Below are 12962 nucleotides of genomic sequence, written 5' to 3' on the forward strand. Positions count from 1 at the left end.
TTTATTATTTCATGATATCTTCCAGCAAAGCGCCAAGCTTGTTGTTAAACATGTCCGGCGCCATTGTTTCTCTGTTTTTAATTTCCGGCAGCACGCTTAGCACCGGCAGTTGGAATTCTCGGCCTACGCTTTCCGGCAGATCTTCAATGGCGGTTGGTTCTCTGTTAAACAGCAGCTGGAATTTTTCCACCGGGAAATGCACATCCCGGGCATCCCAGAGGAAATGCTTCAGTGCCTCCACATTATATCTAAAGGTATCAACAACCAAAATGGGGTAATCGGACTCCTCCAAAATCATATAATTAAAGCTGGTGGCGTCATTACCCATATCAAAAATCACAACATCGTAATCACTTTGCCTGATGGAGTTGTAAATAATCTTAATTTCATAAAAGATGTTGCCGTAATTAGGCAGCTTGGGGTTGGTGTTGGTGGCCAGAACCGCCAGCCCCGACGAGTGTTTTTGTATAAACGGCCGCCAGCCGTCCTGATTATATTCAATGTGGATAATTGAGGTTTTTTTGCTTTTCCGGTAGATGCCTTCACACCAGTTGCTGATATTGGGATGTTGGTCCAGCTTCAGTCTCTGGGTGACATCGCCGTCATGGATGTCCATATCCACCAACAGAGTTTTATAGCCTTTTTTCTGGCTGATTAACGCCATTTCTTCTGCAATTGTGGTTTTACCGCTTTGCCGGGATACACCATAAATTGAGATTATTTTCATATAATATAAAACTCCTTTTTACCTTTTATTACTATTCAGTAATCAGGAGCCGGAATTCAGCAGTCAGAATTCACCGAGCCCGGTTTCTTTCATTCTGCCTGCCGACTACCGGCTATTATCACCAACAATGCTGAATAGTTACATAATTTTAACATATTATAATATGGTTTTCAGTAACAAAAAAGAGTTTATTGTAACCTTTTTCACAGGAGCTTGAAATATGTACCAGGAAACAGTTTTAGCAATTGATGTAGGTACCCAGAGCGTGCGTGCTTTAGCCTTTAATCCCAGCGGTCAATTGATTGACCAGGTTAGGGTGATATATACTGAACCATACCGGTCCCCCCGGCCCGGCTGGGCGGAGCAGGACCCGGGCTATTACTGGCAGCGCCTGGCCGAAGCCTGCCGCAAGCTGTGGAGCCGGGGCCTGGTCGACCCGGCAGCGCTGGCGGCGGTTTCCTTAACCTCGCAGCGGGCGACCCTGGTCAACCTGGACCGCAACGGCGACCCGCTGCGGCCGGCCATTGTCTGGCTGGACCAGCGCCGCGCCGGCAAAGTGCCTTCGGTGGGCTTTTTATGGAGCTTGGCCTTCCGCCTGGCCGGCTTGGGTGGAACGCTGAACTACCTGCGGGCCGAGGCCGAGGCCAACTGGCTGCGGGAGCATCAGCCGTCGATCTGGGCAAGAACAGCTCACTACCTGTTTCTTTCCGGCTACCTTACCTACAGACTGACCGGCAGTTTTGTCGATTCAATAGGCTGTCAGGTTGGCTACATACCCTTTGATTATCGCCGGCAGACCTGGCCTCCCGCCTCCCACTGGAAGTGGCGCGCCATCCCGGTGCCGCGGGAGCTTTTCCCCGAGCTGGTGCCTCCGGGGCGGCAATTAGGGGAAATTACAGCGGAAGCTGCCGCCGTAACCGGGCTGCCGGAAGGCCTGCCAGTAATAGCGGCGGCCTCGGACAAGGCCTGTGAGGTGTTGGGATCGGGCTGCCTGGAGCCCCACCAGGGCTGTATCGGCTACGGAACTACCGCCACCATTAACGTAAATTCGGCCCGGTATATTGAACCTATCATGTTGATACCGCCTTATCCCAGTGCCTGCCCGGGGGAATACAACCTGGAGGTGCAAATCTACCGCGGATTCTGGATGGTGTCCTGGTTTAAGGAGGAATTCGCCTGGCAGGAACAGGCTTTGTCCCGCCAATCCGGTGTGCCGGTGGAGGAACTGCTGGACCGGCTGGCGGCCAAGGTGCGTCCCGGGTCAATGGGATTGGTGCTGCAGCCTTTCTGGTCCCCCGGCTTAAAGTATCCCGGACCGGAAGCAAAGGGTGCGGTAATTGGCTTCGGTGGCGTGCATACCAGGGCCCACCTGTACAGAGCCTTGCTGGAAGGCCTGGCTTACGCGGTTCGCGAAGGCCGGGAAAGAATTGAAAGGCGAAGCAAGATACCGGTAACGGAAATCAAGGTTTGTGGCGGCGGCTCAAGAAGCGATCAAATGATGCAAATAACTGCGGATGTATTCGGGTTGCCCGCTGTCCGGCCGGCTGTTTTTGAAGCTTCGGGCCTGGGCGCCGCCATGCTGGCTGCGGTCGGTGCCGGGCTCCACCCCGACCTGAAAACGGCTGTTGGTGCAATGACCGGTCCGGGCCAGGAATTCCAGCCCAACCGGGAAGCTGTAAAGATATATGACCGGCTTTACCGCAAGGTGTTCAGACGCATGTACCGCAAGCTGCTTCCCGCGTATAAGGATATCTGCAATATTACCAATTACCCGGAAACGCCTTCAGGTACAAGATAAAACCTGGTAAAAACTTATATTTAACGAATGGATTTAGTGCGGCACTTTAAAGTAATAAATCAATGCGGCGATGGTTAAAAAAGTGAAAGCAATGGTGAGTCTCACTCTTTCCGACACAACAAACACCTCCGCTTACATTTTAACTTGAAGCAGAATAAAGCTCAAGTTACAGTGTTAACAGAGAGGAAACACCTCCTTTTGGGTTATGGTTTTAGGGTGGAGGTGTAATGACAATTTTAAAGGAAGTGGTATGGTGGATACGGGCTTTTCTTTTATTCATGCTGCCGATTTGCATTTGGACAGCCCTTTCCGCGGCTATGCCGGCATTGACTGTGAAGAAGAAACCAGAGAAAACATTTTGCAACAGCTGCGGGACTGCACATTTACGGCCCTGGACAGCCTGGTGCGGGCCTGTCTGCAAAACCGGGTGGATTTTCTGGTGCTGGCGGGGGACGTTTACGACCGGGCCGACCGCAGCCTGCGGGCGCAGCTGCGTTTGCGGGACGCCTTTGAACGCCTGGCCGCCGCCGGGATTTCTGTTTTTGTGGCCCACGGCAATCACGACCACCACGAGGGGTTTCAGGCCGCGCTGGCCTGGCCGGACAATGTGCATATCTTTGCGCCGGGCCGGGTGGAGGCCCGGCCGGTGACCCGCGACGGCAGGGAAATAGCCCGGGTTTACGGCATCAGCTACCCGCGCCGGGACGTTGCCCAAAACTACGCCGCTCTGTTCAGGCGGGATCTGGCCGCGCCCTATGCCGTGGCCGTACTGCACTGCAACGTCGGGGGCAATCCTGAGCACGCCAACTACGCCCCCTGCAGCCTGGCGGACCTGGCGGCCGGCGGTTTTGACTACTGGGCGCTGGGGCACGTGCACCGCAGGCTGACTCTTAAAGAACACGGTCCCTGTGTGGTCTACCCCGGCAATCTCCAGGGACGGGGGCCGCATGAAACGGGGGCCAGGGGCTGCTATCTGGTCCGGGTGAAACCCGGCGGTTTGGCTGAGCTGAGTTTTTTGGCCACCGACGCGGTGCGCTGGGTCAAGCAGCGGGTATCAATACAAGGCCTGGGGACGGAGCAGGAGCTGCTGGAAAGCCTTGACGCCGCCCTTACTGAGCTCAGCCGCGCCCACGGGCGGCGTTCCCTGGTAGCGCGGCTGGAACTGGCGGGCCGGGGTCCTCTGCACCGGAGGCTGCAGCAACCCGGCGCCCTGGATGGCCTGTTGGAGGAATTGCGGCGGCGGTTTGCCGGGACCGGGGGGGCATTTGTCTGGCCGGAGTCGATCCGGCCCTATACCGCTCCGGAAGTGGACAAAGAGTTGCTGCGGGGCAGCCAGACCCTGCTGGGGGACCTGCTGGAAATAGCCCGGGAGGCCCGCTGCGGCGGCCGGCTGCGGGAACAGCTGGCGGAAGCGCTGGCCCCGCTGCAGGGCCGGGCCGCCCGGTTTATTGAACTGCCGCAGGGGACAGCTTTGGATGAACTTATCGAAGCCGCCGGGGAAATGGCGCTGGACTTGCTCTGGGAGGACGATGCGCGTTGAGGCTGATGGGCTTATACATATACAACTACGGCATATTGACCGATTTTGCGCTGACGGATAATCAGTTGACCGGTGGCGTCAGCATCATTTTCGGGCTGAACGAGGCCGGCAAATCGACACTGCTGTCCTTTATCCGGGGTGTGCTGTTCGGCTTTAAAACCGAGGGCAATCTGGCCAAACCTGTGCGGGGCGGGGAGGCCCGCGGCTATCTTTTACTGGAGGATGATGGAGAGGTTTACCGGGTTGAGCGCGGCGGCAAAGGGAACGGCAAGGTTGTGGTGGAATTGCCCGGCGGCGGCAGGGCCGGTGAAGAACTGCTGAAAACCCGGCTGCTCCGGGGGCTCAGCCCGGTTTTGTTTAAAAACGTCTTTGCCTTTGGCCTGGATGAATTACGCAGGCTGGAGGAACTGGAAAGGGATGAAATCAGCGCCTATATTTACGGCGCCGGAACGGGAACCAGCCCCCGGCGGCTGGCGGACGCCGCCGCCGCCCTGGAAAAGTCCGCCGGTGAGCTCTATAAACCGCGGGGTCGCACCCCGCGGCTGAACAAGCTGATGCTGGAGCTGGAAGAGCTGGACCGGAAAATAAGGGAGTTGGAGCAACAGCCGGAACGTTACTTTAAGCTGCTGGAAGAACAGCGGCGGCTGGAGCGGGACCGGGACCGGCTGCGGGAGCTGCAGTCCCAACGGCGTGCGAGGCTGCGGCGTCTGGATTATTTGCTTAAAGCCCGGGCGCCCTGGAACGATTTGCGGCAGTGCCTGGCCCAAATGGGGCGCCTGCCTGCGATCCCGGACTTTCCCGAGCGCGGTACGGAGAGGCTGGGCGAGCTTGAGGCCGGGCTTGACGCCAAACAGGAGGAGGTTCTCAACCGGTCCGGGCAAACCCAAGCCCTGCGGAAAAAGCTGGCTTCCATGGCGGTGGAAGAACAGATCATTGCCGCCGCCCACGTTATCGATGAATTTGATAAAGAGCGGTCCCTGTACCTGGAAAAGAAACAGAGCCTGATTGAACTGGTGGCCCGCATGGCCGAAATGGAGAGAACCGCCCGGGAAAGAATGGCGATGCTGGGCCCGGGCTGGGATGAAGCAAGAGTGCTGGCACTGGACATCTCCCTGGCGGAGAGGCGGCGGGTTGAGGACACAGCGGCGCAGTCTGCGGCGCTGGAGCAGCAGCAGGCCATTGCCGCCAACCGCCTGACCGGCTGCCGCAAGGAATATGACCGCTTCAGGCTGGAGCGGGAAAGCACCACCGGGCTGCTGGCCGGCCTGCCGCCCGCTTCCGGCGGCCAGGTTGAAATTGAAGAGAAAATGGAACTGCTGGACCGGGCAGCCGCGGAGCTGGAACAGCTTAATCATGCGCAGGAATTGAAGGATATCCAGCAAAACAGGTTGCAGGAAATTTACCATCGGATGGAACGCAATTTATCGCAGCAAAAAAAGGCCGGGCGAAACAAAGGGCTTGTCGCGGCCGTGATGGCGGCTGTGTTGCTGGGCTGTCTGGGTATCTGGATGATTTATGCCGATTGGCCCTACGGTCTTTGGGTGGGCGGCGTCGGCCTGGGGGCCGCCGTGCTGCTTGCCGGCCTGTACTTGATGCAAGTCAAACAGCGGCGGGATAGGCTGCAAGAGCTAAGTGCGGAAGCCGGGGAACTGGCTAAAACCAGAGAAAACCTGGCCGGGGCGCTGGAGCGTTTGGACCGGAGCATCAAAGCGGCCTCCGAGCAATTAAGCCGGGCCGGGGCGGTTTTGAAAGGTGGGGAAAAGCTGCAGCGGGAGGAGATTCCTGTCCTCAGGCGCCGCGTTATGGAAGAGCGGGACAGCTTGCGCAGCAAAGCGGAGCTGGCCGCCCGGCTGGAAACTATCGAAAAAGATCTGGCGGCGGCGGGCAGGGAACTGCGGCAGGCGGAAACAGAACTGGAGCAAATAACGGGCAACCTGCGCCGGTTGCAAAGGGAGTGGGAGAAATGGCTCGCCGGCAAGGGATTAACCGGGCTCACCCTTTCCGGGGCGGCCGACTTTTTGTCCCTGGCCGAAAAGGCGGCGGATGAACTGAAAAAACTGCGGCTGGAAAGGCAGGCCGCGGAGCAAACCAGGCGCTATACTACAGATTACGAGGACCGGGTGAACAGGCTGGCCGAGACCCTGGGACGCGGCTTGGTGCCAAGGGAAGAAGTGGCGGGGCGCGTGGCCGGAATGGTGGAATACCTCCGGGAGCAGCAGCAAATGAAGGCGGAACTGGACAGGTGCCATGAAGACCTGGAATTGGCGCTGGCCGGCCAAAAAACCGCCGCTGCGGGACTGCAAATGGTGCGGGCAAAAATTAAAGAGCTGCTGGACCTGGGCGGCGCCATTGATAATGAAGACTTCCGCAACCGCGCCGCGGCTCACCGTGAGCGTAAAGAGCTGGCCGGTAAGGCGGAAAACCTGCGCGGGCACCTGCTCAATATTGCCGGCTCGGCGGCGGAACTGGCCGAACTGGAGCGGGAGCTGGAGCAAACCAAAAAATCCAGCCACGAAGAAGAGTATGACGGCATCAAAGCCGCGCTGGCAAGCGGCGAACAACAGCTGGCCGCTTTAGGCGACGAGCTGGCGGCCCTCAAACAGGAAATGAAAACTCTGGAGAGCGGCGAGGAACTGGCCCGGGCCAGGCAAAAGAGGGAAATGCTGCGTGAAAGCCTGGCGACAGGGGCCAGGGAATGGCAGGTTGCCGTGCTGTGTTCCACCCTGCTGGACCTGGCCCGGGAAAAGCATGAGCGGGATCGTCAGCCCGCCGTGCTGGCCCACGCCTCCCAACTGATCAGCCCGCTAACCGCCCGGCGCTATAACCGGGTCCTGTCCCCGGTGGGCTCGCCGTCGGCCCTGGAGGTGGAAGAACCGGGCGGGCGCCGGGTTGGCGCCCCGGCCTTGAGCAGGGGGGCGGCCAGCCAGCTATACCTGGCTGTAAGGCTGGCCCTGGCCTGTCACTTTTGCTCGGTGGCGGCTCCCATGCCGATCATACTGGATGATATTATGGTGGATTTCGACATCCGCCGGCTGCACGGCTCGCTGCAGGTACTGGATCAGGTTGCACGGGGGCGCCAGGTGCTGCTGTTCACCTGCCACAACCACATTGTCGAAGCCGCCAAAGAAATTGTGCCCGGTTTAAACCTGGTGTTTATGGACGGCGTCAAAAAATTGGCCCCAAGTCAATAATTGCATCCGGCAGATTATTAACCGCAGCGCGGGTTAGGGCATAATATGGGGTAGGAGACAGAATACAGGAGTCAGGAGTCAGAATAAAAACATGAGACATGAGACAGGAGTTGGGAGTCAGAATAAGAAAGCGGGATAAACATTTTTAAGATTTTGGTATACCGGGAGGCGTATCTTTGGTGCTTGTATTTTACCGTGTATCCACATTCTGAATTCTGACTCCTGACTCCTGAATACCCAAATAAATTGACATCAACGGTCAATAAAAGCTATAATTTACCTGGTTAAAAAGAGCGGGAGGTAATATGCAAATGACACGGTTATTCGGCACCGACGGCGTACGCGGCGTAGCCAACAAAGACCTTACCCCGGAACTGGCCTTTAAACTGGGCCGCGCAGGGGCACACGTGCTGGCGCAAAACGGGGGGGCTAAACGGTTGGTGGTGGGCCGTGATACCAGGATATCCGGTGATATGCTGGAGGCCGCGCTTGCCGCGGGCATCTGTTCCGCCGGTGTGGATGTGCTTAGTGTCGGTTTTCTGCCAACCCCGGCCGTGGCCTTTTTGACCAGGGAATTCGGCGCCGCCGGTGGTGTGGTTATTTCCGCTTCCCACAACCCGGTGGAAGACAACGGGATCAAATTTTTCGGGCCCAGCGGCTATAAACTACCTGACGACAAAGAAATACAGGTTGAACAGCTGATTACCGGCACTGATACCGGCATTCCATCCCCGGTGGGACCGGCTGTAGGCAGAATTAACCGGGTGGAGGATGCGGAAGACCGCTATGTGAATTTCCTCAAAAGCACCGTTTCCGCAGATCTTAAAGGTTTGAAAATTGTGATGGACTGCGCCAACGGCTCTTCCTACCGGGTGGCGCCCAGGGTATTAAGTGAGCTTGGCGCCGAGGTTATTCCCATCCACAATACCCCTGACGGGGTCAACATTAATGAAAAGTGCGGCTCCACCCACCCTGACAAGCTGCGGGAAACAGTGGTGCGCGAGGGAGCCGACCTCGGCCTGGCCAACGACGGGGACGCCGACCGGTTGATAGCCGTCGACCACCGGGGCAACCTGGTGGACGGCGACCAGATCATGGTTATTTGCGCCAATCATTTAAAGGCTCAACACCGGCTGCCCAAAAACACGGTGGTTGTAACGGTGATGAGCAATATGGGACTGCATCTGGCCATGCGCGAGTCCGGCATCGAGGTGCTGCAAACCAAGGTGGGCGACCGGTATGTGGTGGAGGAGCTGCTGCGCACCGGTGCTGTTTTTGGCGGCGAGCAGTCCGGGCACATATTGTTCCTGGAGCACAGCCCTTCCGGCGACGGCGTTTTAACCGCGCTGCAGCTGCTTTCGGTGGTAAAAGCCACCGGGCAAAGCCTGGCCGAACTGGCCGCCCGGATGGAACGGCTGCCGCAGCTGCTGGAAAATGTGCGGGTTGCGGATAAACAAAGGGTCATGTCCAGCCCGGTACTGGCCAAAAGCATCCGGAAAAAGGAAGAACACCTGGCCGGGCAGGGGCGGATACTTGTACGCCCCTCCGGTACGGAGTCACTGGTGCGGGTAATGGCGGAAGGCAGGGACATGGGCCAATTGCAGGAAATAGTGGGCGAGCTGGTTGATATAGTTAAGCAGTTATAAGCCTATCATACTTGATGATTCGGGCTATTGATGATATGATGTTTAAATTGAAGCATCTTTGTTCAGATGTTTTAATCAAGTAAGCAGTTTAATTAAGTAAGAGCATGAAAGGCGGTGATGCAGCGATAACAGGCCGTGTGGGTGTGGGCGGCACTTTTTTGACAACTGAATTGCAGCGCCAGAACCCGGCAGCCGGGTTGACGAGGTGGGAGTTAATCGAAGTTTTCGGCGGATGCTCCCCGGTTTGGCCATAACCGACAAAGGCACTACAAATCCCGCGGGCAACCGCGGGGACAAAGGGTGCCGGGTGGCCGCAAAAGGCATATTTTATACGGGAAAAATGCCGTCGGGACAGGTATGCTCTTGTGACGGTATTTTTGTGCCCAAAAACCATTGCCTGGGGCTGGTAGCGCCCGGGCATTTGTATTTTTTCAGGAGTCAGGAGTCAGAAGACAGGAGTCAGAATGAGAGCGGAGCCATGGGAACGGTTTGAGCCTCATCGCAGCGCAGCGAAAGGTCCGAAGGAAAGACGGTGGAACCGTTTCCGTGGCCTGGCCCCGTGGTGTAACGGGCCTAGCTAAATAAGAATATTATGTTGAAGTGTTGGTAATTTTTGAGTTGATAAATTGAAATAAATTGATTGCATCGGAGGTTATTAATATATGTGCGGTATAGTAGGATACCTGGGCGGCCGCCAGGCGGCCCCGATATTGTTGGAAGGTCTGCAAAAACTGGAATACCGCGGGTATGATTCCGCCGGCATTGCGGTAATCCGGGGAAATACCATTGAAACCTTGAAAAAATCGGGCAAACTGGCCCAGCTGCGGGCGCAAATGAACGGCTACATGCCTGAATCCACAATTGGCATTGGGCACACCCGCTGGGCCACCCACGGGCGCCCCAATGATCTCAACGCCCACCCTCATATTGACTGCCAGGGGCGTTTTGCCGTGATTCACAACGGAATTATAGAAAATTACCTGACCCTGAGGGAGTGGTTGATCTCCCAGGGCCATGTATTTCGGTCTGAAACCGACACCGAGGTGCTGCCGCACCTGATTGAAGAATTTTACATGGGCGACATGGTGGAGACCATCCAGAGGGTAATTAGAAAAGTGGACGGGTCCTACGCCATGGTGGCCCTGGCGCTGGACGAACCAAACCGGCTGGTGGCGGCCCGCCACGACAGCCCTCTGGTTGTGGGCCTGGGCGAGGGAGAAAACTTCCTGGCCTCGGATATTCCCGCCCTGCTTAAACATACCAGGCAAACCTACATACTGGAGGACGGGGAAATTGCCGTTCTAACCAGGAATGATGTTGAGGTTTGTGACCGCTCAGGCCAGCGGGTGGATAAAAAGGTTTTCCATGTTAAATGGGAAGCCGCGCAGGCCGAAAAAGGCGGCTACGACCATTTCATGCTCAAAGAAATACACGAGCAGCCCCGGGCGCTTAAAGACACCCTGAGCGGGCGGATTGCCCCGGACGGCAGCCGGGTAGTATTAAATGAAATCAACATTCCGCAAGAGCAGCTACAGCAAATCAACAAAGTTGTTATTACCGCCTGCGGCACCGCCTTTCATGCCGGCTTGGTCGGAAAATACGTCATCGAAACACTGGCCAGAATACCGGTGGAAGCCGATATCGCCTCCGAACTGCGCTACCGGAACCCGCTGATAGATAAAAACACACTGGTGATAGTGATCAGCCAGAGCGGTGAAACCGCCGACACATTGGCGGCGCTGCGGGAAGCCAGAAGAAAAGGAGCCCGGGTTATTGCGGTGACCAACGTGGTTGACAGCTCCGTGGCCCGGGATGCGGATGATGTGCTCTATACCTGGGCCGGCCCGGAAATCGCCGTGGCCTCCACCAAGGCCTATATCACCCAACTGCTGTCCATGTACCTGCTGGGCCTGTACCTGGCCCAAAGCCGGGGCACACTGGAAGATAAAGAAATAACGCAAATCATCACGGATTTGCGCAAGCTGCCGGATAAAGTGGCCTCCATTTTGGAAAATGGCACTAATATCAAAGAGTTTGTGCAAAAACACTGCAACTGCGAGCATGCTTTCTTTATCGGCAGGGGGCTGGACTATGCCGTGGCGATGGAAGGCTCACTGAAATTGAAGGAAATTTCCTATATCCACGCCGAAGCCTACGCCGCCGGCGAATTAAAGCACGGCACCCTGGCTCTGATCGTGAAGGATGTGCCGGTAGTTGCGCTAGTTACGCAGCAAGCGCTTTACGACAAAACCGTAAGCAACATCAAGGAAGTCAAGGCCCGGGAAGCCACGGTGCTGGCAGTGGCCTCACGCGGGCTGGAGGAAGTGGCCAAAGTGGCCGACGAAGTGCTGTACATTCCGCGCACCCACCAAATGCTGACAACGATTCTGGCGGTGGTGCCCATGCAGCTGCTGGCCTATTACATGGCCGTGTCACGCAAATGCGACGTGGATCAGCCGCGGAATCTGGCGAAGAGTGTGACTGTGGAGTAGAGAATTTAGACCATTACAATTAGTGTTGTTGGACAATAAAGTTGGATACTGAGACAATAAAGTTGGATACTGAGACAATAAAGTTGGATACTAAGACAATAAAGTTGGATACTAAGACAATAAAGTTGGATACTGACTGGCCCCTTGTTTGAAGGTGCAGTTGGTCATAATTTTATGCTCCTTAATCTAATCTTGTTCTGTGGTGGCATGTCTGACAGCGGTGGATTATGTATCTACGGTTCATAATAAATATTATCTCCGCAATCCAATTATATAAAAAGCCGTTAGTTTTCCTTAAAAGAAGACGCACGGCTTTTTATATTAATATGTTCGCAAAATGAAGTTCTTCCCTCCTCCGCAAAATAGGTTGTACTCTGAGTAAAAATGGTTGTTCCGTAGAGCACGGGTGAATTCGGGTGAAAAGCCTGGATTCGCCTGTGTTTTTTGCTGGGAGCGCAATGCGGGGGAAACTCAGGGAGAAGTTTTGAAGCAGACAAGACGCGAAAAAGCCCGACATGTCAAGGATTCCCGAAGACAGCCCGGACAAAAATGCGAAAAAATACAGCATATCTCTACCGCGTGTTGTGACTGAGCGTCATTGTTCCGACAGGAACGAGTAAGGGTTCTTTTCGGGATTAAAGTAGTCGTTTGCGTCGAAACCTTCAGATGACTCTGACCTATATTTATCCCCCAAGATAGACAAACATTCTTTGGCGTAATTAACCACACCGATACCACTCTGTAGAGCAATTCTCTTTTTGATGGTGTCATTCAAATTATTAAGGACATCTGGATGTTCGGATAGTATTTCACAGACGGCACTGGAGAGCAAATCGAAATTGACATTAGTGGAATCATAGAAACGAAGTTCACCCCACGATGCCCCCAGTTCGCTTCTGATCTTTTTGTAATCATCTTGTTGCTCAATTGTATCGACTAATTTTGCGAGGTGGCTGAGTTCCTCTTTGATGAGAGTTTCCTTAATTGTTCCGTCCGACATGTACTTGTCTACGAAGTTCGCCAAAGTTACGGTAATGACATGTTCTACAAAATCAATCACATTGCTTGCTGGACTTGGACCCATCCAAGCTACCTTTTCCTCTGGTGTAAGATAAATCTGAGATTGCGTTTTCGTTATGATGGCATTTCGAACCAGTGGTGTCAGGTACACAAAACGTATCGCCAATCTACCAATAAGACCTTCCGCCAGCCACATATACCGGAGAAACCCCCTATTATTAGAGTCTATATCCCATAATCTCTTGATTTCATAGAATTACATAAAATAGTACTGTGGGATTTAAACTTTCCATGATGGACGGCGGCCTTGACAGCCCTAAGGGCTGTAGTGTGTGTTAATTACCGATGGGCGGCTCCGAAAACATGTAATAAGCTTACCGTTCCATCGGACTTAATATTATACAACAGCCCTCTTAACGGGCTATCAAGGCTACCCAAAGGCGCCTAGTACTAAGGCCCAAGGGTTCCTCAGGGACTCACCAAAAACATGACTTTATTAAACCTTAACAATAAATGGTTTCACCTTGCCGGCTGCCAATTGTTCAATA

Annotated in this window: 9 protein-coding genes; 7 read left to right on the forward strand and 2 right to left on the reverse strand. The window is 55.1% G+C overall.

Annotated elements, in window-relative coordinates; genetic code table 11:
• Positions 1-4 precede the first annotated feature (4 nt).
• Entirely contained in the window at positions 5-727 is a 723-nt protein-coding gene (locus BM056_RS17945) for a CpaE/TadZ family protein (RefSeq protein ID WP_092472964.1), read from the reverse strand.
• 220 nt (positions 728-947) lie between these two features.
• Here BM056_RS17945 and BM056_RS17950 point away from each other — a divergent pair, with 220 nt between their 5' ends.
• The 7 genes from BM056_RS17950 to glmS all read left to right on the forward strand — a co-directional run bounded on the left by BM056_RS17950 (position 948) and on the right by glmS (position 11394).
• Positions 948-2525, forward strand: a complete 1578-nt coding sequence (locus tag BM056_RS17950) for an FGGY-family carbohydrate kinase (protein ID WP_092472966.1) — start codon at positions 948-950, stop codon at positions 2523-2525.
• A gap of 250 nt (positions 2526-2775) precedes the next feature.
• The gene (locus BM056_RS17955) at positions 2776-4065 is read left to right on the forward strand and encodes a metallophosphoesterase family protein (RefSeq protein ID WP_165613593.1); all 1290 of its coding nucleotides are present in this window, start codon (positions 2776-2778) and stop codon (positions 4063-4065) included.
• A gap of 5 nt (positions 4066-4070) precedes the next feature.
• Complete coding sequence (locus BM056_RS17960) at positions 4071-7256, forward strand: AAA family ATPase (RefSeq protein WP_238456534.1); 3186 nt, start codon at positions 4071-4073, stop codon at positions 7254-7256.
• A gap of 311 nt (positions 7257-7567) precedes the next feature.
• Positions 7568-8902, forward strand: coding sequence for a phosphoglucosamine mutase (glmM, locus tag BM056_RS17965; RefSeq protein ID WP_092472972.1), 1335 nt, complete (start codon positions 7568-7570; stop codon positions 8900-8902).
• A 104-nt stretch (positions 8903-9006) separates the two neighbouring features.
• Positions 9007-9156 (forward strand): hypothetical protein, encoded by a 150-nt coding sequence (locus BM056_RS26320; RefSeq protein WP_165613594.1) that lies wholly within the window; start codon positions 9007-9009, stop codon positions 9154-9156.
• Positions 9147-9395, forward strand: a complete 249-nt coding sequence (locus BM056_RS17970; RefSeq protein ID WP_131820788.1) for a hypothetical protein — start codon at positions 9147-9149, stop codon at positions 9393-9395. Before BM056_RS26320 ends, BM056_RS17970 begins: the two co-directional genes overlap by 10 nt.
• 169 nt (positions 9396-9564) lie before the next feature.
• Positions 9565-11394, forward strand: a complete 1830-nt coding sequence (gene glmS / locus BM056_RS17975) for a glutamine--fructose-6-phosphate transaminase (isomerizing) (protein ID WP_092472976.1) — start codon at positions 9565-9567, stop codon at positions 11392-11394.
• A gap of 595 nt (positions 11395-11989) precedes the next feature.
• On the opposite strand, the gene BM056_RS17980 is transcribed toward glmS, so the two are convergent.
• Positions 11990-12610, reverse strand: a complete 621-nt coding sequence (locus BM056_RS17980; RefSeq protein ID WP_092472978.1) for a hypothetical protein — start codon at positions 12608-12610, stop codon at positions 11990-11992.
• Positions 12611-12962: the final 352 nt, after the last annotated feature.

The organism is Desulfotruncus arcticus DSM 17038, assembly GCF_900113335.1.
In the GTDB taxonomy this organism is placed as follows: domain Bacteria; phylum Bacillota; class Desulfotomaculia; order Desulfotomaculales; family Desulfallaceae; genus Desulfotruncus; species Desulfotruncus arcticus.